The sequence below is a fragment of the Bacillus sp. J33 genome (assembly GCF_000518885.1).
In the GTDB taxonomy this organism is placed as follows: Bacteria; Bacillota; Bacilli; order Bacillales; family Cytobacillaceae; genus Cytobacillus.
On the sequence record NZ_JAEL01000004.1, the window covers coordinates 1 to 23,134 of the forward strand.

22 protein-coding genes are annotated in these 23,134 nt (G+C 43.5%); 3 read left to right on the top strand and 19 right to left on the bottom strand.

Features of this window, described 5'->3' with window-relative positions:
- Positions 1–504: 504 nt before the first annotated feature.
- The gene (locus L634_RS0100900; protein WP_034261679.1) at positions 505–987 is read right to left on the bottom strand and encodes a GNAT family N-acetyltransferase; all 483 of its coding nucleotides are present in this window, start codon (positions 985–987) and stop codon (positions 505–507) included.
- Positions 988–1,160: 173 nt separating this feature from the next.
- Between L634_RS0100900 and L634_RS0100905 the strand changes: the two genes are divergently transcribed.
- Entirely contained in the window at positions 1,161–2,426 is a 1,266-nt protein-coding gene (locus L634_RS0100905) for a sensor histidine kinase (protein ID WP_026580811.1), read from the top strand.
- Positions 2,427–2,499: 73 nt separating this feature from the next.
- Here the strand turns inward: L634_RS0100905 and L634_RS0100910 are convergent, their stop codons facing one another.
- From L634_RS0100910 to L634_RS0100935, 6 genes are all read right to left on the bottom strand, one after another.
- Positions 2,500–3,090, bottom strand: coding sequence for a histidine phosphatase family protein (locus L634_RS0100910; protein WP_026580812.1), 591 nt, complete (start codon positions 3,088–3,090; stop codon positions 2,500–2,502).
- A 265-nt stretch (positions 3,091–3,355) separates the two neighbouring features.
- Complete coding sequence (locus tag L634_RS33180) at positions 3,356–3,526, bottom strand: hypothetical protein (RefSeq protein ID WP_157452324.1); 171 nt, start codon at positions 3,524–3,526, stop codon at positions 3,356–3,358.
- 70 nt (positions 3,527–3,596) lie between these two features.
- Positions 3,597–4,118 carry a signal peptidase I gene (lepB, locus tag L634_RS0100920; protein ID WP_026580813.1) on the bottom strand — a complete coding sequence of 174 codons (522 nt, stop codon included), beginning with the start codon at positions 4,116–4,118 and terminating at the stop codon, positions 3,597–3,599.
- Positions 4,115–4,660, bottom strand: a complete 546-nt coding sequence (locus L634_RS0100925; RefSeq protein ID WP_026580814.1) for a DinB family protein — start codon at positions 4,658–4,660, stop codon at positions 4,115–4,117. Before L634_RS0100925 ends, lepB begins: the two co-directional genes overlap by 4 nt.
- A gap of 162 nt (positions 4,661–4,822) precedes the next feature.
- Entirely contained in the window at positions 4,823–5,647 is an 825-nt protein-coding gene (locus L634_RS0100930) for an MBL fold metallo-hydrolase (RefSeq protein ID WP_026580815.1), read from the bottom strand.
- A 110-nt stretch (positions 5,648–5,757) separates the two neighbouring features.
- Positions 5,758–6,150 carry a GNAT family N-acetyltransferase gene (locus L634_RS0100935; protein ID WP_026580816.1) on the bottom strand — a complete coding sequence of 131 codons (393 nt, stop codon included), beginning with the start codon at positions 6,148–6,150 and terminating at the stop codon, positions 5,758–5,760.
- A 276-nt stretch (positions 6,151–6,426) separates the two neighbouring features.
- Here L634_RS0100935 and L634_RS0100940 point away from each other — a divergent pair, with 276 nt between their 5' ends.
- A complete protein-coding gene (locus tag L634_RS0100940; RefSeq protein WP_026580817.1) occupies positions 6,427–8,106 on the top strand; it encodes a membrane protein in 1,680 nt (559 codons plus the stop codon).
- 201 nt (positions 8,107–8,307) lie between these two features.
- Here L634_RS0100940 and L634_RS0100945 read toward each other — a convergent pair whose 3' ends face one another.
- From L634_RS0100945 to L634_RS0100965, 5 genes are all read right to left on the bottom strand, one after another.
- A complete protein-coding gene (locus L634_RS0100945; RefSeq protein WP_026580818.1) occupies positions 8,308–9,153 on the bottom strand; it encodes an STAS domain-containing protein in 846 nt (281 codons plus the stop codon).
- A gap of 80 nt (positions 9,154–9,233) precedes the next feature.
- Positions 9,234–10,547 carry an MFS transporter gene (locus L634_RS0100950; RefSeq protein WP_026580819.1) on the bottom strand — a complete coding sequence of 438 codons (1,314 nt, stop codon included), beginning with the start codon at positions 10,545–10,547 and terminating at the stop codon, positions 9,234–9,236.
- A 185-nt stretch (positions 10,548–10,732) separates the two neighbouring features.
- On the bottom strand, positions 10,733–11,926 hold the full coding sequence (locus tag L634_RS0100955; RefSeq protein WP_026580820.1) for a class I SAM-dependent rRNA methyltransferase: 1,194 nt from the start codon (positions 11,924–11,926) through the stop codon (positions 10,733–10,735).
- 370 nt (positions 11,927–12,296) lie between these two features.
- Entirely contained in the window at positions 12,297–13,829 is a 1,533-nt protein-coding gene (locus L634_RS0100960; RefSeq protein WP_026580821.1) for an acetyl-CoA hydrolase/transferase family protein, read from the bottom strand.
- Between the two features lie 132 nt (positions 13,830–13,961).
- Positions 13,962–14,606 carry a LytTR family DNA-binding domain-containing protein gene (locus L634_RS0100965; protein WP_026580822.1) on the bottom strand — a complete coding sequence of 215 codons (645 nt, stop codon included), beginning with the start codon at positions 14,604–14,606 and terminating at the stop codon, positions 13,962–13,964.
- 312 nt (positions 14,607–14,918) lie between these two features.
- Here L634_RS0100965 and cbpA point away from each other — a divergent pair, with 312 nt between their 5' ends.
- Entirely contained in the window at positions 14,919–15,563 is a 645-nt protein-coding gene (gene cbpA, locus L634_RS0100970) for a cyclic di-AMP binding protein CbpA (protein WP_026580823.1), read from the top strand.
- Positions 15,564–15,669: 106 nt separating this feature from the next.
- On the opposite strand, the gene lhgO is transcribed toward cbpA, so the two are convergent.
- The 7 genes from lhgO to L634_RS0101010 form a co-directional block, all read right to left on the bottom strand.
- Positions 15,670–16,878, bottom strand: a complete 1,209-nt coding sequence (gene lhgO, locus L634_RS0100975; protein WP_026580824.1) for an L-2-hydroxyglutarate oxidase — start codon at positions 16,876–16,878, stop codon at positions 15,670–15,672.
- 84 nt (positions 16,879–16,962) lie between these two features.
- A complete protein-coding gene (locus L634_RS0100980; protein ID WP_026580825.1) occupies positions 16,963–17,682 on the bottom strand; it encodes a FadR/GntR family transcriptional regulator in 720 nt (239 codons plus the stop codon).
- 14 nt (positions 17,683–17,696) lie between these two features.
- A complete protein-coding gene (locus tag L634_RS0100985; RefSeq protein WP_026580826.1) occupies positions 17,697–19,661 on the bottom strand; it encodes a TRAP transporter permease in 1,965 nt (654 codons plus the stop codon).
- A 13-nt stretch (positions 19,662–19,674) separates the two neighbouring features.
- Positions 19,675–20,691 (bottom strand): TAXI family TRAP transporter solute-binding subunit, encoded by a 1,017-nt coding sequence (locus tag L634_RS0100990; RefSeq protein WP_026580827.1) that lies wholly within the window; start codon positions 20,689–20,691, stop codon positions 19,675–19,677.
- A gap of 255 nt (positions 20,692–20,946) precedes the next feature.
- Complete coding sequence (locus L634_RS0101000; protein WP_026580828.1) at positions 20,947–21,441, bottom strand: GNAT family N-acetyltransferase; 495 nt, start codon at positions 21,439–21,441, stop codon at positions 20,947–20,949.
- A gap of 18 nt (positions 21,442–21,459) precedes the next feature.
- The gene (locus L634_RS0101005) at positions 21,460–21,843 is read right to left on the bottom strand and encodes a MazG nucleotide pyrophosphohydrolase domain-containing protein (protein WP_026580829.1); all 384 of its coding nucleotides are present in this window, start codon (positions 21,841–21,843) and stop codon (positions 21,460–21,462) included.
- A 76-nt stretch (positions 21,844–21,919) separates the two neighbouring features.
- Positions 21,920–23,131 carry a benzoate/H(+) symporter BenE family transporter gene (locus tag L634_RS0101010; protein ID WP_026580830.1) on the bottom strand — a complete coding sequence of 404 codons (1,212 nt, stop codon included), beginning with the start codon at positions 23,129–23,131 and terminating at the stop codon, positions 21,920–21,922.
- Positions 23,132–23,134: the final 3 nt, after the last annotated feature.

The following is a 23,134-nucleotide window of genomic DNA, read 5'->3' on the forward strand; positions in this document are numbered from 1 at the left end:
TGAGGACGGAAATCGGTGAGCGGCCTGGAAAATGGTCGACATGTAGAGTTCATGAGGACGGAAATCGGTGAGCGGCCTGGAAAATGGTCGCTATGTAGAGTTCATGAGGGCAGGCATGCATCTCTTTATCTCTTTTCCTGTGCCGCCAAGACAATCCAGCGTTCAGCGGGCTGTCTGACGCTCCCCGGTGCATTCGCACCTTCGGGGTCTCCCGCTGACACGCTTCTCACGCAGGACATTGAATTAGCATCCTTGAATAAACACCTCGTCGTAAGGAAATGCGGTAGCATTTTCGATGAGATCGCACCTTCTACCCAATCAACAGGATGCTAAAATTATCAATAAGCTTTAACACAGCCAATTTTTAATAACAATAGAAATACAATCAGCAGCGTGTTAGCCAAGGCCATTTTCGGATTGGACATGGCCATCACACTTACGATTAAAAAAATCGGAAAAGAAGGATATCAGTTTAATAGCAACCTCATATCACATCTCTTGCCCCTATAAACCCTTTTCCAGCTCGATTTCATCTCGTATTGGAATTCCATCATAGCCGGCCAGCGGAATTTGCGGCTTGATTTTTCTCGCTTCTTTGACAGCATCTTTGTGTAGTCTGCAAAGCGTATATCCTCTTTTTTGGTAAAATCTTAGTGCATTCAGGTTGTCGTTAGTTGTAATGAGATGAATTCGGCTGCAGCCATGAGCCCTTGCAGCAGCTTCCGCTTTTTCAACAAGCATAGTGCCAATCCCTTTGCCTTCTCTGATGCTATCCAAAGAGATAATTTCACAATCATGACCTGTTATGATAAAAGTCAGCAGACCTACCAATTCTTCCTTTTCATCGATTGCAGCAAAGCCATCCAGTTTGCTGCAGTCAAACACACCGCTTGAAATGACCATTTCGGGGGTGCCCCAATGGGTTGTAAAGAAATTCATTACTTTATCTGCTCCAATTTCACCGGTTCCCATAATATTCCATTTCATCTTTTCCCCCTCCTTTATTTTAATATAATTCTTAAAGACCTTAATTTACCATACTTTTTATTTTTTCTGACAATTTTCACTAAAATGTGCTAAAATTTAAATCAGTTATAATCAATAAAAAGAAACAATATAGAATTTTTGTATAACATCTTTTTTATGGGGCAGGTGAAACGGTGGAAATCACGAAGCATTTTTTCTTTAATTTATCGCTCTTGATCGTCATCTTATTTTTGGTGCTCGTATGGGCGGAAAAAAGCTCGAAATTCCGTTTTTCAAAAGGCTGCTCCTATATCTGGTTTTTGTTTATGATGTGGATTTGCTTTCAGTTTTCTTATCAGCCAGACCCACATTATTTTTACGATCTAAGAATCATTGTAATCATTATCGGTGGATTATATGTCGGGATTGGACCGCTATTGGCTGTCTCCCTTATTATTATGAGAGGCTTTTATGGCATCGAACCCGGCTTTTATACCAATATCCTTTTATATTTGCCGTTGGGGATTACTCTCTGGAAGCTGTATCCATGGTTTTGGAGGCAAGCTGCAAGAAAGAGAATTCGAACTGCCATAATGCTGGCTGTGGTTACAAGTGTCCTGACCGTGATTACAATGGAAATAGCCATTCCGCCGCAAAACCGCTTTGACGCCTGGTTTGCCTACCTGGTAATCCCTCCATTGGGTGCTGGCATGATTTCGTATGTGATAGAGTTTGCAAAGAAAAATCTCGATATCCGCGAAAACCTTGTCCGGGCCGAGAAGCTAGAAGCTGTCGAGCAAATGGGTGCTGCCATTTCTCATGAAATCCGGAATCCTTTAACAGCAGCAATCGGATTTGTGCAATTATTGCAGGAGCAAAAACTTCCGCCCCGTAAACGGCAGGAATACTTGACCATTGTGAAATCAGAGCTGGAATCAGCCGAGCAGGTCATCCAGAACTATTTAACCTTTTCCAAGCCTGCTTTAGATAAGATAGAAGAAATAAATGTAAAAAAAGAGCTTATGCAAGTAATTAATATATTAAAACCAACCGCCAACCAGAATTCTGTTGAGATTAATTCGGATTTCGCCCTGCTGGGTTCCATTGAAGGTGATCGCCAGAAATTCCACCAATGCTTTTTAAACGTTATTAAAAATGCAATTGAAGCGATGCCGCGCGGCGGACAATTATACATAGAAACACAATATAGCAGCAGCCACATTACAATCGAAATAAGGGATACGGGTGTCGGAATGACTCAGGAACAGCTCCAGCGCCTTGGCGAACCCTATTATTCAACGAAAGGTTCAAAAGGTACTGGGCTGGGAATGATGGTTGTTTTCAGCATCGTGCGGGCAATGGACGGCACGGTTAAGGTAAAAAGCAAAATTGATGAAGGAACTGTGTTTACTTTTTCTTTCCCGTCTTATAAACCCGATATAAAAAAGCATAAAGCATAAAAAAACAGCATGGATTGATCATCCTGCTGTTTTTATTATTTATAAATTAGGAAGGCGAATTACTTCCCCATGATTATTTAATTTGCTCCTTCTCAAGGTGGTTTGTGCAGTTATACAGCTCGCATCCCCACTGGCTTTCCTTTATAAAAAGCTTCGTAATCGATGTGTTTTTTAACGGGCTGGACAAATCAAGATGCGGGACCAGTTCTTTTAAAATATGGCGGATAAAGGAACCATGGCTGACAACAAGCACATTTTCGTCCTGGTGCTTGGCCGCAATCTCCTTCATGAATTCCATTCCCCTTTCACTCACGCTTTCACGGGGCTCGAATCCCAGGTCCATTTCACGCCAGCTGCTGCCCCATCTTTCAAGCCTCTCTGCTTCGGTTGTTCCTTCAATTAGGCCGCCTCCGACTTCCCTGATTCTAGCGTCAAAATGAATAGGAATAGGACTGAATTTTTCTTTGATGACTTCTGCTGTTTGCCGTGCTCTTAACAAATTGCTGGAATAAATCACATCCCATTTTTCATTTCTGAGCCGTTCAGCCAATAGCTCAGCCTCAGCCATACCTTCTTCATGCAGGGGAATATCCGAACTGCCCTGTGCTCTGCCCTCTTTATTCCATGGTGTAACGCCATGCCTGATCAAACCGATTTTAGTCATTTGTATACGTCCTTTCCATTTTCAATTGATGTTTCAATTAGGCTCTTTTCCCAAAATGGTTGTTATACTTTAAATTCTGCCCGTTGATTACAGCACGGGGCACTTTAGCTTTCACGCGGGAGCCAAATGCCCTCCGCTACAATCAACTCAACTTGTTAAACTTACGCTGAATAGCAGCAAACTACGAAAACAGCCTTCTATTAAAAGGGAGGATTTCCTTCAGCATTAATGCATATAAGCGTAATTAACCCCTCCCCACACCGTTTTATAATCCAAACCAATAATACCCGCTCAACACTATAAAACTAATTAAGAAAATCAGGCAAATATGCCTCATGCCATTTTTCCCAGCAGGTTTCCGTACCCCGCCGAAAAAGAAATACATAGATCCTGCAGCAAAAATAAAATAGATTGCTATATTTAGCAGAATTTCCATGGAAACACCCTTTTTATTTTTCAAAGATATGCAAATAGAGCGGAATTTAAAACACACCGCTCTCAGGCAACTAATCTACTACCCGTATATTTTCAAAAGGATAAAAAACAAACTTGCTGACACCAATGATCTGCCCTTCAGGGATAAAACCAAGGCCGTTGCGGCTGTCAAGGCTTTTCAGCCGGTTGTCCCCCATCACAAAGTAATGATGTTCAGGAACGATTAATGGCCCAAAATCACCTGTCAGGTTATTCACAAGTCCTTCAGCTGCTTTGCGATTTTCAGACAGGTAGGATTCATCCCACCGATTTCCGTTAATAAATAGCTGGTCATTCTTCATCTCTATCTCATCACCAGGGAATCCTATGAGCCTTTTAACATAGTTTTTATCTTGGCCCTTAATAATCACAATATCGCCTCTATCCAGCTCTTCAAATTTATTTACAAAGATCTTTTCCTGGTCATGGAGGGTAGGGTCCATCGAAGCCCCTTCCACATAGTAAGGCGAGAATAGAAAAGCCCTAATGATCATTGCTATGCCCAATGAGAACAGGAGCGATTTTAGCCAGCCTTTTACATCAATTCCTTTCATTTTCCTGCACCTTGGCTATAGCTTTCAGCACTCATATACCGATTAATGATCAAGCTGCGGTGGTGAAGCTCATGCCCGGCAATAATATAGGCGATTGCCCTGGCGGATACTTCGGTTCCGTTCGCGTTTCCCCGCTGAAGCAAAGCTTCCTCCTCCAGGCTTTTTACTAGAGTAATTGTATTTTGCCGGACAATGGACAGCTGCTCTAAAAGTTCGTTGATAGGGAAGCGGTTAAAATTCGCATTTTTCACATATTCATTATCATCGTACCCTGGGAGCATCGCCGTTTCTCCTCTGCTGATGCAAAGCAGGCGGTATGCCATGATGCGCTCAGTATCCGTGATATGGCCAATCACTTCTTTAATCGTCCACTTTTCCGGTGCATACCGAAAGTGAGCCTGTTCATCATCCAGATCTTTTAGCAATTTAACAGTTTCCTTATTTTGCCCAGCAAGAATCTCCAGCAAATCACCTTCAGGCACGGAATTGACATATGCTTTGTAATATGGTGCATACTCGTTTGCTTCTGGTTTCTTCAGCATGGCTTCCACCCCTTTTCTTTTACCTAATTTTACTAAAAAAATTTTATCCAGTCACCTTTCAAGACTGAATATCTGTACATTCTTTGCTAATGTCAATGAAAATAGCAATGCTGCCTGATAAAAAAATAGGAAACAAAAATAACGAGCATGCGTGCACACTCGTTACGTCTGAAAAAGCTCTCCGCTGACTGCCTTTATATATCTATCTGCGGAACGCTGAACGGCTTGGCCTGCTTCTTTTTCTATGACTCTATGAAATGCGTTGTAAATCCTGTCAAAGGATAGTGCCTTTATTTTACCGGCCATTCTTTCAACGGTTTTGGCCGGCAAAGGAATGAGGTTCGGGTAGCTGTACATAAAACTGACCCATTTGCGGTCGGAAACAATCTGGATGATATCGCCTGTCAGCAATACACCTTTTCCATTATTCCCATTTTGCCAGTGGAGCACTGCACCACCTTTGAAATGGCCGCCGAGGCGGCAGATTTCCAGGCCGTCGTGCAGCTTTAAACTTTCTCCGCTCCAGAAAATGATGTGCTTACTGTCCCTCATCACCCATTCCCTGTCATCTTCATGAATGTAAATGGGAACGTTGAACCTCTCCGCCCATTCCGCTTGGGAGGAGTAGTAATGGGGATGGGAAAGTGCAATAGCCTGGATTCCGCCAAGCTCCTTTATCGTTTGGATGGTTGCCTCATCTATATAAGTAATGCAATCCCATAAAAGATTGAAGCCATTATTTTGAACCAAATAAGCTGTCTGGCCGATTGCAAATTCAGGTACAGTTGTGAGGCTATAAAGATTGGGTTCATTCTGGGATATTTCATTACTGTATGCATGACATTCCTGCATTTCTTTCATTGTGGTCCATTCCTGGCCGCCCAGTCCCACATACTGACGTTCTTCCTGGCAAATTGGACAGCTTTCAGGCTCGTGATCGGAAGGCGGAAATTGTGTTCCGCACGTTTTGCAAATATATTTTTCCATTATGATTCCTCCATTTCATTAGCTGGCTACAATATCCATTTTATTGGTGTTCGTCCCTTTCTAAATCGCCGGAATGGATGAAAACTGGCTACACCTTTAGTCTGAATGTTTTAAGAATTGTATTTAAAGCCCAAAGTAAACATTTCAAACCCAAGCTTCTCATAATAACCTGCTTTATCTTCCTCGGCGAGCAGCTGAAGGTAGAGCTTCGCCTCGGTGCATCGCTCTGCCATCATACGCACCATTTCCTTTCCCACCCCCTTGCTGCGATAGGAAGGATCAACGATTAATCCGCAAAGATAGGCATTGATAACTCCATCAGATATAAGCCGCCCTGTTCCAATTAAGCGCTCTCCATCATAGACACTTACGACCATCCAGCTCTGCTTCATCGCTTTATGCAGCGTTTCTTTTGGAAGCTTTAAAAAATCCTTCCAGCCGTCATTCTCATATAAACGGTATATTTGCTCCATTTCGGGAACCCTTTCTTCATATCTAAGCACATGTATTCTCCTTTAAAAATAGATTGGTAGTCCTATTCGCGTTAAGCCTTTGAAAATCCTTTTCGATTCAGTTGACAATTTAAGAGAAGCTGTAAGAGGCTGGCTAATGTCTGACACTTCGGCAGAAATCGTTCATTTTTTTATAAGGCTCTTTTGCTTTATAAGTTCTGGTCCGCTGATTAAACTTAGTTCCGCCCGAAAAGCAGCAAAGTTTACGAAACTTTTTTCATGATCCATCCGTAAAGAAATGTAACGAACTGATTAGGAGAGATAATCATGGGAAACATCTTTATTTTTTCGCTGATTGCCGGACTTGCAATTTCAGTCCTTTTGATGCCATTTAGCCATATGGCCAAGTCTGAGAAGGAAGGCAAAAAGCTTGGAACAGGCATCGTGGCTGGGACTCTTATCGTTACCGTCCTGCTTGTTTTTGGGTTTTATTATTTTAGCAATCTGGATCGGAATTTATCGGGCTTATGGCCAATTTTAATTATCGCTTCCCTTGGCGGAGCTGCTTTCGCGGCCGGGAAAGAACGAATGATTAAAGCAGCTTTATTTGCCGGAAGCCTTATTGCCGGTATATTCTTCTTAACTGCCTTTCTCTTTAATGCTGATGAAAAATATGAAAGTGCGAAAATGAAAGAGAAAACGGAGATAGAGACATTTGACGAAACGGAAACGCCAGCCAGCGTACCTCCTCAATTTGCGCGCAACAAGATGAAAAAGGCTTTTGGCCAGGTGCCGAACACGAGCTATTATGAACTCGGCAGCCTGCAGATCCAGAAGGTCGATGGAGAGTATGTGTACATTGCGCCTGTTGAGTTTTCCGGATTTTTCAAATGGTGGAATGGAGACAAAACACCTGGGTATTTTACCATCAGTGCGACAGATTCCACTGCCAATCCGAAATTTGTGAAGTCGGATATGGTTTACACGCCATCGTCCTATTTTAATAAAAACATTGAGCGTCATATCCGGATGCAGTATCCTCAGCAAATCTTTTATGGAGATGTACAGTTAGAGGTGGATGACGACGGCAAGCCTTATTATATCCGCTCTTTCGGTGAGTTTATTTCTGCCCGAAATGGCTTTGACGTTCAGGGAATGGTCATGGTCGATCCGGTGAATGGAAAAACGAAGGCCTATAAGCTTCAAGATGTTCCCGATTTTATTGATGGGGCCGTGTCGCCGGAAACGGTCAGCCTGCAAAACAGCTATTACGGAAATTATGTTCACGGCTTCTGGAACAGCAAATTTGGCAAGACCGATGTAAGGCTTCCTTCAGATGAAGGTACCGAAGCAAATGTAAGCCCCATTTTTGATGAGAATGGCGACATGTACTATTTTACCGATTTTACAAGCCCGAAAGAAGGCGTGGATTCAATGCTCGGCTACTCACTGACAAACTCCAGAACAGGAGAAGCGACCTTCTTTACCGGCAACCTGGAGGAGTCGTATATGGATTCCCAGGGAGCCCTGCAAATCATCGAGAAGAAGTTTATTGAGAAAAAATGGAGCGGTGAAATGCCTGTTCTTTATAACTTCTACGGCGAAGCCAGCTGGCTGACTCCAGTTCTCGACGCAAATGGATTCCTGCAGAATTACTTTATTGTTTCGGCAGCCAATCCGGAAATTTCCGCATACGGCACAACGCCAAATGATGCGTTAAAGCTTTATAAAACCGCACTTCAAAGAGGCGGCGGCACAGTGGACGGAAGCTCGAAGGCAGAGGAAAAACAGATAAGCGGCACTGTCTTGAGAGTTTATAAAGAAAAGTCCGGTGATTTCACAATTGTCTCGTTTTTACTCGACAACCGCCAGAGTTATGTAGTTTCATCTGAAGCAGTACCGATGGCCATCTATTTGCAGGAAGGCGATAAGGTGAGCGTGAAGTATCTGGGTACTGGCGAGGTATTCCTGCCTGTTAAGGAAATGAAAGTTGAAGGACTGGATTAGGAACAAAAGAAGCTGCTCGAAGCATCATTCTCCGAATCATGCTCCTCGCAAGATATTCAAGGGAGCCTATTCGGGATGAAAACTGGCCAGGTGCTTGTGCTAGATGCAGACAACTGTTGACAAAGATATTCACATACTTGGATTTTATAATTTCCTGCACAGCGAAAAAACACGATGAAGGCAGCCTTCATCGTGTTTTTATTAGCTTGGTATTAAATTGGCTGATTTAATCGCACTGGAAAGCGTGGACTTGATCGATACGCTATCAAATGAAAGTCCAAGCTGGACAGCAGTCTGGGCGATTTCCGGCCTTAACCCGGAGATCGTTGTCTTTACTCCGATCAAGCTCAGTGCTTCAATTAACTGGAACAGCTGATGGGCTACCATCGTGTCGATCATGACAACACCTGACAGATCCAAGAATAGCTGGTTCACCCCCAATTTATTGCACTGCTGAAGGGTATTTTCCAGCATGCTCTTAGCACGGGCCGTATCAATATCCCCAACGAGCGGCAGAAGTGCAATGTCATTCGTTAAAGAGATGACCGGAGAGCTTAATTCAAGAATTAAATCCTGCTGTGCCTCCAGCCTTTTTTGGGAATGATTATTATATTCTTCTGTGAACCATGTGACAACTTCACCGAACGTTCTTACAACAATCCTGTGCCATCTTGAAATTTGGCTGTAGTCATATTGGCCATTGTTCATTTCAATAAATTCATCGATTAAATCCAAGTACTGGCCCTGTGTTCTGAAGAATTCATGGAGAATCAATTGTAAAGGCGTACGCAAATGATCTTCATCCTGTGCCACTTTTACGATCCAGTTTTCAAAATCATTAAAGAAGGTCTCTTCATCTTTATTAAAAACCTCACAGAATTGCTTGTGAAATTCATGATTTTGTTTTTTGACACCTTCAATAACTGCAGGATCATCGGAAGTGTAGATTCCGCCACTTTCGCTCTTATCCAAATTTGCATACCAGTCTTCAGTTAATTGCCACGTTTTTTTCAATAAAAATTGATATAATTCATCATTGCGGTGCATCCCTGACTCCCCTTACCGTTCAAATGATTCTATTCATATTTTAACTGAAGAAAATACAAGTGTCGATTTTCAGCCATTTTTTAACTATTCTTTACAGCCATTTGTCCAGCCTTTTGCTGATAGCTGACACCTGGTTTAGGAAGCAGGATACTTAGCGCAGAAGCGCCGGCAAGCAGAACGATGGAGGCAATAAAGGAACTGTCGTAGCTTCCTGTCAGGTCAAATAAAACACCCGGAACAAAGGAACCCAGCGCCGAACCAAGCTGATGGCTTAAATAGATCCAGCCGATTACTGCCCCGACTGACAAATGCTTGAAGTATTCAGTTGCCAGCTTCATCGTTGGTGCCACTGTTGCAAAATTAACCACCCCAAAGCTGATCGCAAACATAATTAATAGATGTGATTGTGAGATGAAAAAACCAAACAGGGAAGCATCATTCACAATGATTAATAATATCACAATTGTCAGAGCTCTCACTCCGTACAAAAATCCCAAAATCATTCTGCAATTCCACCGGTCAGCAAGAAAGCCTGAAGCGATTGTCCCCATAATGTTAAAACCGGCCAGCAAACTGACAGCTGCCCCTGTTATGCCAGGAGTAAAACCGCAATACTGGGCAAAAGGGATAAGATGTGTATCCATCAGGCCAGTTGTCGTGACTCCGCAGACGAAAAAAGGAAGCATAAGAAACATAAATTCTTTGCGCCGCATGAGCTGGAAAATAGAGAGCGTTTCCTTAGCCGTTACTTCCTTTTGGCCGTTTAGGCTTTTTTCAGCCTCTTCTTTTGCACCATAAGCTGTTATGTTCAAGTCTGACGGGCTGGAACGGATAAACAGGAGAAGCAGCGGAAACACAATGAAAATCAGAAAGCTGCCTAATACAATGACGGTTGTTTTCCAGCCTAGCTGGTCGATTAGGAACAAAGACAAGGGAACAAGGACAAGCTGTCCGGCTGCTGTTCCGGCTGACATGAGCCCCATGGCCATCCCCTTTTTATCAGCAAACCAGTTTGCTACAGCAATTGTTCCTGCTACATTGGAGGCCCCTCCAAAACCGACAGACGCGATCACCCCATAAATAATCATCAGCTGGAATGGACCGGTTGTGAAAAAGGTGAGAATTGTCGATAATCCAATCAGTAAAATGCTCCACGAGAGGATATGGCGGATTCCATACTTGTCAATCAGCCTTCCCACATAAGGCTGTGAAATGGCAAAAACAATATAGCTGATAAACGCTACAAGCGAAATGACGCTGCGATTTGTGGAAAACTCACTCTCCCACGGTGTCATAAACGCCCCAAACGAGAGCCGCACTCCTTGTGCCGCCAGCAAAGCAACAAACGTCAAAACCAAAATCACCCACGCGTAATGAACCCTAAAACGCTGCATGATGTAAACCTTCTTTCTTGGCGAATGGCACCGATACCAGTTGTGCATACCCGAATAGATGTCCGGCGCTTTTTAAGAATTATCATACCATAAAAAGTTTTATAACATTCGGAATTTTGCTTAAAGAAAGTACCAGGTATCTATACCACTTAACGGGAGTGGTATAGGCATCTGGCACTCACTTTTTAGAGCTTTTGTATAAATGCTACCTTGAGGTAATTTCCCTCTTTGAATTCCTTGATGGTGCGGAAGTCTTCCGGGAGGGTAAATTCTTCAAGGATTTTGTAGCGGTCTCCTGTCTGACTGAATGCTTTTTTAATAAATTCATTGAATTTCTTCATGTTGAATGTGCTGCAATTTGAGGAAGCGACAATTATGCCGTTTTTTCCTGTAATTTGAATCGCCTGTTCGAGCAGTTCCGGATAATCTTTCCTGGCACTGAACGTATGCTTTTTGGAGCGCGCAAAGCTTGGCGGATCCAGGATAACCATATCAAATTTCAGCTTTTTTCGGACGGCATATTTAAAGTAGTTGAAGACATCTTCAACGATAATGTCCTGTGCTTCATAGTCAATGCCATTGACACTGAACATCTCAATCGTTTTGCTTTTGCTCCGGTTGGCAAGGTCGACACTGGTTGTTTTCAAAGCCCCTCCCAAAGCGGCAGCAGCTGAAAAAGCCCCAGTGTAGGAGAAGGTGTTCAACACGCGCTTCCCCTCAGCATACTTGTCCCTAATTGTCTTCCTTACATCTCTTTGATCAAGGAACACGCCGACCATGGCTCCTTCATTCAGATAGATGGGATAATGGATGCCGTTTTCCTTTACTATCAGAGGAAATGACGCCCGGTCACCGGCTACAAAGTCATCATCTTCAATATAAGTGCCTTTTACTGCAAAGCGTTTCTTTTCATAAAGTCCTTTTACATCAGCCGTCTTCATGAATGCCTTCACAGCGATATTCTTAAAGGCATAAATCCCTTCACTGTACCAGCTGATGACATAATACCCATCATAATAATCAATGGTTATGCCGCCGATTCCGTCTCCTTCTCCATTGAAGACCCGGAAAGCAGTTGTATCTGGATCATTGAAAAGGGCTTCTCTCCTTTCCAGCGCTTTTTTAAACTTTTTAACAAAGAACGTTTCATCAAACGCTTCCTGCTGATTATGTGTCAGCACCCAGCCTCTGCCTTTGTTTTGCCTGCCATAATAGCCCTTGCCAATAAACCTGTTATTCTCATCTACTAGCTCAATGATGGTCCCCTCTTCTATTCCCTTCGGAAGCCGCTGAACAGACTCTTCTGTCACAAGCGGATATCCAGCTTGAAAATTCTTTTTATATTTGGACGCTGCCGTTAATTTTATCGATTTACCCATATGTTCACCCAATCGTTTTGTTAGTGTAGCTACCATTGTAACATTAAATGTACCTGGTACCTATACCAGCTGGCCGAGTGGTATAGGTGCCTGTCACCTGCAAAGCGCCATCTTTCACTGCTATTCGCTATTTGTCATTTTCAATCAAACGTTTGATTGAAAGGGCTGGCACCCATAATGCGGCCTGATTTTTTCCCGGGAAATGAATGGGAGGATTGTCGATGAGTTCAGGATATCATTCGACAGAAGCTTTATGTTGCAGCAGGCTTTTCCCCTTTAGAAATGGCAGGGAATCGTCCTCTAAAACTCGAATTTTTCTATTCCAATATAAAAACTCCAGGCTCCTTAAAGCCCAGAGTTCGGTCATTGCTTAACAAAAGCTCCACTGCGGAGCGGCTGCTTCTTTTTCTTTCAGCATGGTTCCTCTTTTTGCAAAGTCAGTGTGCCAGGAGAGTGCTTTTTCAAGAACATGCGGAGTTTGGCCGCCTCGCGCAAGAGCTTCCCGGTAATATTCGCGGAGCTGATCCCGATACAGCGGATGTGCACAATTCTCGATAATCAATTCAACCCTTTGCCTTGGTGCTAAACCGCGAAGATCGGCATAACCCTGCTCCGTAACAATTACGTCCACATCATGCTCCGTGTGGTCAACATGTGACACGAATGGCACGATGCTTGAAATCTTGCCGTCTTTGGCAATAGATTTGGTTACAAAAATAGCCAAACGGGCATTTCTCGCAAAGTCGCCGGATCCCCCTATTCCGTTCATCATTTTTGTTCCGAGGACATGAGTGGAGTTGACGTTTCCATAGATATCAAGCTCCAGTGCCGTGTTAATCGAAATCAAGCCGAGGCGGCGAATGATTTCAGGATGGTTTGAAATCTCCTGCGGACGCATGATTAAGCGGTCTCTATACCGGTCAAAGTTCGAAAATACTTCTTTCATCTTCTTATCTGATAGAGTGATCGAGCAGCAAGAAGCGAATTTCACCTTTCCGGCATCCATCAAATCGAACACGGCATCCTGAAGGACTTCAGAATAAACTTCCAAATTCTCAAATTCCGAATCTACCATTCCATGCAGCACTGCATTTGCTACAGAACCAATTCCGGATTGCAGCGGCGCTAGGCTATTAGTCAGCCTGCCTAATTCAATTTCCTTGCGGAGGAACTGAATCAGGTGCTGAGCCATCAAAACGGTTTCGTCATCGGGAGAGACAATCGTAGAAGGAGAGTCCTGCTGATTCGTGAATACGATTCCCTTCACTTTTTCCAAGTCAACCTCAATTCCCGGCGTTCCAATACGTTCATTCGCTTTTGTTAAAGGAATCGGATCACGTTCCCCCTGCTTTCCCGGGTCATATAAATCATGCAAGCCTTCCAGCTGTGTGGATTGTGCAAGATTGATTTCGATAATAATAGATCTTGCATTTTCTGCAAAAGATAGCGAGTTTCCGATTGATGTAGATGGAATGATCATCCCATCTTCCGTAATTGATACCGCTTCCAAAACAGCGAAATCGACAGGGTCCATGACGTTAGCGCGAACCAGCTCGGCTGTATGGGATAGATGCTGGTCCACAAACAGGAAGTCACCCTGGTTAATCCCTTTTCTCATTGTCGGATCTGCCTGGAATGGCAGGCGCTTTCCTAAAATTCCGGCTTCAGCAAAAAGCTTATCAACATCTGAACCCAGTGAAGCCCCCGTATAGACATTCACCTTAAAGCGTTCATGTTTGGCACGATCGACCAATGCAAATGGCACCGCTTTCACGTCACCCGCACGTGTAAAGCCGCTTAATCCAAGCGTCATCCCGTCCTGAATCCAGGATGCCGCTTCCTCAGGTGTGACAATCCGGTCATGCAAACGCGTATCTCTAATCCTGTCTAAATGTTTCTCCATAATGCTCATCCCCTCTATCTTGATATATGTAATCATTTTACCCGCGAAAAAGAGGGAGCCAGGATTTTTGGATTATATTACGGAAAATTCCGATAAAACAGCAAATTTTTAGACTGAACCAGGATGAATTTTCTAAAAACCGAGTAATTTTCGGAAATAACTTGAGTAGGATTGGCTGACAGGCACCCGGTCCCCATTTTTCATAGCCAGCAAAAAAGTTGAGTGGGTATCAGGAAAAATCTCCTTAATATGATTCACATTCACAATGAAAGAGCGGTGGCAGCGGATGAAACTATCCTTCGGCAGCGAATATTCAAAATCCTGAAGGGAGTATTTATGTGTGCCGCAGTTGCTGCCTGTATGTACATACGTTTTCTTGTCCTTTGCTTCAAGATAAACTACCTCTGAAAAAGGAATCGGGATCCAGCCATCATTCGTTTTCATTGTCACAACGGATTTGCCGTCTGTCAGTGCTGGAAAAATGGCAGTTACACAGCCTTCGAGCTTCCCTTCATGCAAAAATGGCACTGCCATTCCGTGATAGGGCACGCCAAATACATCCCGATCAATAAACTCAGACACCCGCTGCTGTGTCCCAATAGCTTTATGGGCAATGGTCCCTTCTTTTACAATGTCACCCGGCCTTATTTTTAAATCAATCCGCTTGCTTGGCCGATAATAAATATATTCCTTCGTATTGGAAACCGCGATGGAAATCTCATCGGAAAACAGCTCCCCAATAACATCCAAGAGCGAAACAACAGTAATGCTTTCCACGTTTTTCAGCACCTTTCATGATGATTGCCTTCTCTTATTTTACAAGTTTTTGCAGAAGGTTTCTATGAATCCGAATTTGCTGAAATTCTTATCATTCCTTTGAACAGTCCGGCATAAAATAGAGGATTATAACCCTAAAGAGAAAAGCGGAGGCGCCTTGCCCGCCCTCGACATGCACAAGCCGAGCATATCCCTTTACGTACTGAAAGGCTTGGCTTGCGGCCTTGAGTGGGTAGGCGCCGGAGCCAGACAGTCATTGAAGTTCAAATTTAAAGATTTTTTATTGGGTTAGGGGTAAAGGAGGATGCTGGTATGCTGATTCGCCATCAGATGGTGGAGAAAAGAGACGTCCGTTTCTGTGATGAAACCTTTAATTTGGAAAAGGCACTGCAGTTTTTAAATGAAACAGGTTATCGATGTGTTCCAATTCTGGATCGGACACATACAAAGTTTGTCGGAAATATTTACAAAGTTGATATTTTAGAATATAAAGAGGATCATTCATTGAATGACCCCATTACGGTGCTGGCCACCGACCAGGAGACTGTGATAGAAGAAAATGACTCTTTTATGAAGGCCTTCTTTACACTAAAAAGATACCCTTATTTGCCTGTCGTCAATCAAAATGATCAGTTTGTCGGCCTGCTGACGCATGCTGCCGTACTGGAGCTGCTGGAAGAGGCGTGGGGATTGAACCGGGGCAGCTATACCCTTACATTAGGAAGCTACGGAACGCAAGGAACACTGAAAAAGATGACCAGTATCATCAGCAAGTATAGCGATATTCAAGGCGTCATCTCACTGGATTCCTCCAGCTCCCATGTCAGCCTAATCCGCAGGGTTCTTTTCACACTGCCAAAGGATACATCCAAGCAAACCCTGGATAAAATTAAAAAGGAAATGGACGAAAATGGCTTCCGGGTTATCGGGGTTGAATGCCATGATGGGAAATGCTAATCTGCTTTGAAATAGACTATAGCCGCTCCAATTTTGGGCGGCTTTTTTGCTTAACGGTTATTGCGATGTATAAACTCCTGGTATCCATAAATAACGGTGAAAATAATTAAACTGCAGAATCCAGTCTAAATGTCCCTTCCATTTTCTTCACAATTTCTTTCCCGATTTCAATAGACGCCGTTGCTGCTGGGGATGGTGCATTTAAGACATGTATGGAGCGTTTGCTTGGCACAATGAAAAAGTCATCTACCAGGGAGCCATCGTCCTTTAATGCTTGAGCTCTTACGCCTGCAGGACCGGGTACAATATCGTCTTTTTGGATATCAGGCATTAGTTTTTGAACATTTTTCATAAATAGTTCTTTGGAAGCAGAGCGGACCATCTCATCCACTCCCTCTTTTATATACTTGCTTGCAAGCTTCCAAAAGCCTTTATATGAAATAACCTCCATCAGGTCTGCCAAATTGATATCTGTCTTTTTGTAGCCCTCACGTTTAAAGCTTAGGACCGCATTTGGACCAACATCGATTGATCCATTAATCATTCGTGTAAAATGAACGCCAAGGAATGGAAAGTTGGGATTTGGCACAGGGTAGATCAAGTTTTTGACCAGGCTGCTTTTCTCTGGCTTCAGCATGTAATACTCGCCCCTGAAAGGGACAATTTTCACATCCGTTTTTAATTTGGCAAACTTGGCAATCCGGTCTGAATGCAGTCCGCCGCAGTTAATATAGCAGGATCCTCTTATTTCGCCCTTGCTTGTTCCTACAATCACTTCCTTTGCCGTTTCATCTATAGATAATACTTTATGATTCAGCAGAATGTCCCCGCCTTTTTCCATAATAATCTCAGCCATTTTTTCGGAAACCTGCTTATAATTCACAATGCCCGCCATTGGAACATGAATGGCTTTTTTGCCATTCACATGCGGTTCAATTTCATGCAGTTCGCTTTTATCAATCATCCGGATCCCCAGACCGTTTTCAAGTCCTCGCTGATATAAATTTTCCAAAAGCGGAAGCTCAAAATCCTCGCTGGCTACAATCACTTTTCCGCAAATATCCACTTCAAGCCCATGTTCCCGGCAAAACTTTGTCATGGATTCACTGCCTTTTTTCGCAAGCCTTGCTTTATAGCTTCCAGGCTTATAGTAAATCCCCGAGTGGATGACCCCGCTGTTATGGCCTGTTTGATGAGCTGCAACATAGCTTTCCTTTTCGAGGATCGCTACCTTAGCTGCCGGAAACCGGTTCAGCAGCTCCATCCCTGTTGATAGGCCGACAATCCCCCCGCCAATAATAATGTAATCATACATGATCCTCCACCCTTTCTATTTCTTTAAGGCTCTTTTTTTAAAATAGTGGTTTTATTTTAAGCTGGCCAACAACTTGTTCCGTGATTACAGCGGCACCTTATTTCCGTTCGCTTCGTTTACTTTCAATTTTTTTCTCACATTTTTAAGATGAATATTCATAGCGTCTGCAGCCGCAATTTCATCCCGTTCCCTGATGGCTGAGAAAATACTCATATGTTCCTGAAAAACTTGTTCCCGCTTTTCCGGCAGCCCCACGTTTTTCTGAAGTGAAAAAGAGATGGCTTTTCGATATAGATCATCAATGTTTTCCATCACTTGTATCATGAATCTGTTTTTAGTGGCACCTATCAGGTGTTTGTGAAAATTAACGTCTGCCTGATCTCCTACTGCTTCCGGATTCGTCAGCGTAATCTCGAATTGATCCAGCGCCTGTTTCATTTTTTTCAAATCAGCCTCATCACGACGTAAGGCAGCAATAGCTGCGGCCTGTGTCTCCATTGCGATCCGCATTTCCAGAAGCTCAAAAACCTGATCCACTGGAATTAATTCAATCGCTAAAGATTCAAGCATTTCTGCCATATTAACCTCTTTGACAAAGCTGCGGCCGCCTTGCCTTGATTCAATAATTCCGCTGGCAGATAAAACACTCAATGCTTCCCGAACAGGCGCACGGCTGACGCCAAACAGTTTGGCGAGTTCATTCTCGGATGGCATTGGCTGATTTTGCGGGAACTTGCCTTCCTTTATCATTTCTTTAAGCTGGTCCAGCACTTGAGCCGATATTTTTTTACGTTCAATTTTCATTGGCTTGCAGCTCCTTATATAGTGATTTCGACTGAACTGCTTTTCTTTACTCTTATGATATGGAAGAAAATTGCAAACACACAAAGCACAAGCCCTGCGATATCCGTCATCATGCCTGGTTTAATCAGCATTAGAGCTCCTGCAATCATCAATACTCTTTCGGCAATGGTCAGTTTTGCATTTAAGTAGTTTCCAAGTGCAGATGCCAGAGCATAAATTCCAAGGGTACTTGTGACTAAAACCAGCGCTACAGATGCAAAAGATAAGCTTTCCCCCTCTGCAGGCTGCAGAAGCATATTTGGATTATACGCAATCATGAATGGAATAATAAAACCCGGCAGTGAGATTCTAAGAGCTTCCCATGACGTTTTCATTGCATTGGCACCGGCCAATCCAGCAGCGGTATAGGAGGCTAAAGCTACCGGAGGGGTGATATTGGATAATGCCCCGAACCAGAACACAAAGAAATGTGCTGCGACCGGATTAACGCCTGCCTCAATCAGGGCTGGTGCAGCTGTAACAGCAACCACAATATAAAGCGCTGTTGATGGAAGCCCCATACTTAACACAATGCAAGTGATCATAACAACGATTAAAATAAGCCACAGATTTCCGCCTGTTAATTCAACAATATTATAAGCCAGTGTAGAGCCAATACCAGTCATGGTTACGACACAAATAATGATTCCGATGGCAGCACAGGCTATCCCTACTTGTATGGTTCCTTTTCCGCCCTCAATAAATGCTTCGATTGTTTTTGAGATGGTAATTCTTGAAGATTTGTCTTTTGCCAGCCAGCTCGCTAAAATAACAGACCCGATTCCGGCAAAACCGGCAAATAGGGCTGTTTTCCCCATTAATAATGTTGTGATGACAACGATAATCGGAATAAGCAGAACGCCGCGCTCCTTTAGGATCTGAACAACATTTGGAATGTTTTCCCTGCTGATTCCTTTTAAGCCTTGTTTTTTCGCTTCAATATCAATGGCAAAAATCAGCGCGATATAATAGAGAAAACTTGGAATGATCGCTGCCAAAATGACAGTTGTATACGAGATTCCAAGAAAACCGGCCATGATGAATGCGGCAGCCCCCATAATCGGAGGCATAATCATACCGCCAGTTGAAGCAGCTGCTTCAACAGCCCCTGCAAATTTAGGCTTTAAGCCAATAGACTTCATCAAAGGAATGGTGAAGGCACCCGTTGTAGCTACGTTGGCAACTGCACTTCCGCTTAAAGAACCTGTTAATGCACTTGAAATAACAGCTACCTGTGCAGGACCTCCCCGTTTTCTTCCTGCAATCGCCAGCGCCAAATCATTGAATAGCTGTGTTGCACCGCTGACTGACAGGAAAGCTCCAAATAGGACGAACATAACAATGAAAGTAGAAGCGGTCGAAAGGGTCAGCCCCAAGACACCTTCTGTTGTCATATATAGACGATATAAAAGGCGTTCCAATGAAAAACCGGCATGGCCGAAAATCCATGGGAAGTACGTTCCGAACAAAGCATACACGATCGCTCCCCCGCAAAGGATTGGAATAAAGATTCCCACTGCTCTTCGCGAAGCCTCCAATAACACAATAATCGTAATCGCTCCAAATATGTAGTCAATCATAATTGGCTGGGAGCCTCTGTCCACATGAATGGCTGTATAATTTAATAGCAAATAGCCAAGACCGGCAATGGAAAGGGCAGCAAATATATAATCTGGGATGGTAATTCGATTCTGATCAGAAGATTGCCCGGCAGGATAAAGGATAAAAGTCATAACCAGCAGGAAACCCAGGAAAATCAGGTTTCTATAAATCTCTTGAATATTGGATAATCCGTTTGAATAGATGGCAAAAACAGAAAACATCACAGCGATAACGGCAGCTGCTTTTTTATATGGGCCGTTCAGCAAGCGCATGCCGCCGCCCGCTTCCTTATCCAAATCAGCTGGTTTGATTACATGTTCACTAGATGGCTTTGTCATAGTATACCCTCCTTTATTTCGCTTCCGGCGGTATTAGGTTTTCCGGTATATCCAAACCGGCTTCTTTAAAATACTTATAGGCCCCTGCATGCAATGGAACGGATACTCCATCCAAGGCAGTCTCCAAAGTCATTTCTTTGGCGGAGCTGTGCACTTCATACATTTCATCCAGGTTTTCATAAAGTGTTTTTGTCAGAATGTAGATGGTTTCTTCATCCATTTCTTTTGTAGTCGATAATAAATTCGGCTGGGCAATGGTGTTGATATCCTTATCTACGCGCGGATATGTGCCTGCTGGAATGACATAGCGGTACCAGCTGTCCGAAATAGCATTGATGCTATCTAATTGTTCATCAGTCACCTCTAAAATGGATGCTTTTATATTACTTGCATACATATCCGTTACAGCTGAAATCGGAATACCGGCAGGAAGCGAACCTCCGTCCAGTCTTCCATCTCTCATCGCTGAAACGGTATCACTATAGCCTAGGTATTCTGGAGAAATATCCTTTTTCGTTAGTCCAAGCCCCTCCATCATGACAACAGTTGATTGTTCTGTTCCGCTTGCCTGCGGGCCGACCGAGAAACCTGTTCCCTTAATATCATCAATCGTGCCTGTTTTCACTTTGTCATTCATAAGGACAAAATGCTCCACGTTTGGCCAGAGCATGGAAATCGTACGGAGATCCTCGTAGCGCTTCCCTTCGAAGGAACCGTTTCCGGCATATGCCTGGGATGAAATCAGCCCTTGCAGAATTGCCAGCTGAGCTTCCCCTTCACGAAGGAGCTCAATGTTTTCAATAGAACCGGCAGATGACTGACCGCTCGCTTGGATTTTTTTATCTTTTAAATGACTGCTCCATACATTGGCCATTCCTACTCCGATTGGATAATATGTACCTCCTGTTGATGCAGTAGCGACAGAAACAAATTTTTTGTCTTTGTTTTCTGCAGCAGTACGCACTCCAATAATCGCAATAAACACTAATGTAAAAATGGATATAATAATCTTCCACTTTTTTTGCAGCATAGACCTTCCTCCTCTTCCGATGAATGTAAGCGGTTTTTTGAACTTGTATTACAAGCATACAACATTATGGATTTATAATTCAATGAAAATTCTAATTTTTTGTTTTATTATGCAAAGTCGGAGGATAAATTCATTATTATTTCATGCTTATTTACATTTATTTCTTTCCCTTGTATAAGATTTTAAGAAAAATAGATATTTGCAAAATTTGGTATAAAAAAGACCATTTTCCCAAATAAGAAAATGGTCTTTCATTTAAAGCAGCTTCCCCATATAATACTCATCCACAAACTCGCCGTTGATCAAGAGGGATCGTTTTTTAATGCCTTCGATTTGAAATCCGGCTTTTTTGTATAGAGCCAAACCAGCTTCGTTTTTAACAACGGTTGTTAGTTCAAGGCGGCGGATGTTCTGGTTAAAGGCCCATCTGTTCAGTTCCTCAAAAAGCTTGGTGCCCACTCCTTGCCCCCTGTGTCCCCTGGCTATGCCCACAACCAGATAGGCAGAATGGCTGTTTCTTCTTGCAGAGCCGCCCATAGCCATTAGAAAGCCAATCAATCGGCTATCCTTCTCCGCTACGATGATGGTTGAATGATCTTCTTTTTTGATTGCTTCGATTCGTTTCTGTTGCGCCTCCGGTGTCGTCCTTCTTTCGCCAGGTTCGAAAAGCATATATTCTGACTCGCTTTCCACCTGGTTGATCAGGTTGGCCAGGGCCTCGGCGTCGGATGGTTTTATGTGCCGAATCATAAGATTGTCCCCTTTCTCTTACTTTTTTACTAGACTTCCATCCTTATTCTTCCGGTTCCTTACTTCCTCCATCTTCCCATAAAAACTTTCCTCCATATCAATAGAGAAGAAATTATAGAATTTAATTAAATAAGCGAGGCAGTCTGAGAGCTCCTTTCCTATATCCTCTTTCAGTTGATCCTTTGCCAATTCAAAGGCTTTTTCTTCATCCATTCCTTCTTTAGTGTACTCATGGACAAGATTGAAAGCTTTCCGAAGCTCTTCCGCCACCTCTGCCACTTCGGTCGTCAGCAGCAAGTAATTATTCAATAGAGAATCCCGGCTCTCAGCATAATTCTTCTCACTGATCTCCCAGCCCATCTCTTTCTGGTAATCTCTCATAAAGTTTTGCAATTCCTTCATTAATTCACACCTCTTTTTCAATAATTATCAAAAAACCTGGCAGTCCCGGGGTTTTCGTTATAATAACTGGCACTCCCTACCGTTCAATCGTCCGGGACAATACTGCACCGGCAACCAGTCCCCAAACTGGCGCGCTAATATGGAGAAAGCTGATGCCTGATAAAGTGACAATGAAGGCGGCGAGTGCGCTTAATCGAAAGCGGTTCCCAGAAAAGCCCATTTGCAGGCTTGAGTGCAGAACACCGATCAGTGCAAAGCCAGCCAGCAGCGAAACAAAGGCTTCCGGAAGCGATTGGATAAAAGGGACGATTTTCCATGCGAAAATTCCAAAAATAATCGTGATGGCACCAGAAACCACCGCACCCATATATCGTTTCTCCCTTGGCCCTGAATCTGGCCCGGCACAAATGGCGCTCATCATTCCTGCGATATTGGCACACTGACCTCCAAAGAAGCTTGTGACTATTGAGAAAACACCGCTCGATGATACAATTTTTCGAATAGGCGGCTTGAAATCCGCACTTTCAAGCGCCCCTATCCCCGGTGCAGCGTCATTGCTTAAAATCAGCATGGCCAGCGGCAATGCAATCGTGACCAGTCCCATCCAGGTGAATTCAGGTATCTGTAAAGAAGGAAGGAAATAAGAAATCTCTTTGGCTGGGGTGAGTTCGGCTGTAAAAAATAAAACCGCAAAGGCTGCAGCGACTGCCGCTAATACCGGCGGGAACTTTTTTACATACCTTGTAAAAAGCAAAAAACTGATTAAAGCGGCCCATCCGGCAAGAGGCATTTCCTGTATCGCCGGAACGAGCTGCACCACATAGCCGGCTACGAGCCCGCCCAGCATGGATGCAATCACTTCTTTAGGCACCCAGCCAATAATTTTTGTAAATAGGCCCGATATGCCTACCAGAAAGATCAGCACCCCCGACATCACATACCCGCCAATCAATTCCGGATAAGTATGCTGGGCTGTGACCGTCGCCAAAAAAGCAGCCCCTGTAATCGAATGCCCCCCGGTAATCGGAATCCTATAGAGAAGGGGCATAAGAATGCTATATACGCCCCCGAAAAAATAAACAGCAAACATCCAGTTGATTGTCTGCTGGTCAGTAAATCCTCCGGCCGCCGCTGCCTGTAAAATGATAAGGGCCGGCCCTGTCATGACCAGCGTACTCGCAATAATGCCCGATGAAAGATTTTCACCTGTCAGATCCTTGACCATGGAATGCTTAAGTAATTTTTCCTTTGAATGATGCTCTCTGTGCTTCTCCTCCGGCAATCCCATATT

Excerpts from the sequence above, each read along its gene's own strand:
- L634_RS0100900 (WP_034261679.1), bottom strand. The coding sequence starts at position 987 with ATGAAATGGAATATTATGGGAACCGGTGAAATTGGAGCAGATAAAGTA.
- L634_RS0100910 (WP_026580812.1), bottom strand. The coding sequence starts at position 3,090 with ATGACTAAAATCGGTTTGATCAGGCATGGCGTTACACCATGGAATAAA.
- L634_RS33180 (WP_157452324.1), bottom strand. The coding sequence starts at position 3,526 with ATGGAAATTCTGCTAAATATAGCAATCTATTTTATTTTTGCTGCAGGA.
- lepB (WP_026580813.1), bottom strand. The coding sequence starts at position 4,118 with ATGAAAGGAATTGATGTAAAAGGCTGGCTAAAATCGCTCCTGTTCTCA.
- L634_RS0100925 (WP_026580814.1), bottom strand. The coding sequence starts at position 4,660 with ATGCTGAAGAAACCAGAAGCAAACGAGTATGCACCATATTACAAAGCA.
- L634_RS0100930 (WP_026580815.1), bottom strand. The coding sequence starts at position 5,647 with ATGGAAAAATATATTTGCAAAACGTGCGGAACACAATTTCCGCCTTCC.
- L634_RS0100940 (WP_026580817.1), top strand. The coding sequence starts at position 6,427 with ATGGGAAACATCTTTATTTTTTCGCTGATTGCCGGACTTGCAATTTCA.
- L634_RS0100945 (WP_026580818.1), bottom strand. The coding sequence starts at position 9,153 with ATGCACCGCAATGATGAATTATATCAATTTTTATTGAAAAAAACGTGG.
- L634_RS0100950 (WP_026580819.1), bottom strand. The coding sequence starts at position 10,547 with ATGCAGCGTTTTAGGGTTCATTACGCGTGGGTGATTTTGGTTTTGACG.
- L634_RS0100955 (WP_026580820.1), bottom strand. The coding sequence starts at position 11,926 with ATGGGTAAATCGATAAAATTAACGGCAGCGTCCAAATATAAAAAGAAT.
- L634_RS0100960 (WP_026580821.1), bottom strand. The coding sequence starts at position 13,829 with ATGGAGAAACATTTAGACAGGATTAGAGATACGCGTTTGCATGACCGG.
- cbpA (WP_026580823.1), top strand. The coding sequence starts at position 14,919 with ATGCTGATTCGCCATCAGATGGTGGAGAAAAGAGACGTCCGTTTCTGT.
- lhgO (WP_026580824.1), bottom strand. The coding sequence starts at position 16,878 with ATGTATGATTACATTATTATTGGCGGGGGGATTGTCGGCCTATCAACA.
- L634_RS0100980 (WP_026580825.1), bottom strand. The coding sequence starts at position 17,682 with ATGAAAATTGAACGTAAAAAAATATCGGCTCAAGTGCTGGACCAGCTT.
- L634_RS0100985 (WP_026580826.1), bottom strand. The coding sequence starts at position 19,661 with ATGACAAAGCCATCTAGTGAACATGTAATCAAACCAGCTGATTTGGAT.
- L634_RS0100990 (WP_026580827.1), bottom strand. The coding sequence starts at position 20,691 with ATGCTGCAAAAAAAGTGGAAGATTATTATATCCATTTTTACATTAGTG.
- L634_RS0101000 (WP_026580828.1), bottom strand. The coding sequence starts at position 21,441 with ATGATTCGGCACATAAAACCATCCGACGCCGAGGCCCTGGCCAACCTG.
- L634_RS0101005 (WP_026580829.1), bottom strand. The coding sequence starts at position 21,843 with ATGAAGGAATTGCAAAACTTTATGAGAGATTACCAGAAAGAGATGGGC.
- L634_RS0101010 (WP_026580830.1), bottom strand. The coding sequence starts at position 23,131 with ATGGGATTGCCGGAGGAGAAGCACAGAGAGCATCATTCAAAGGAAAAA.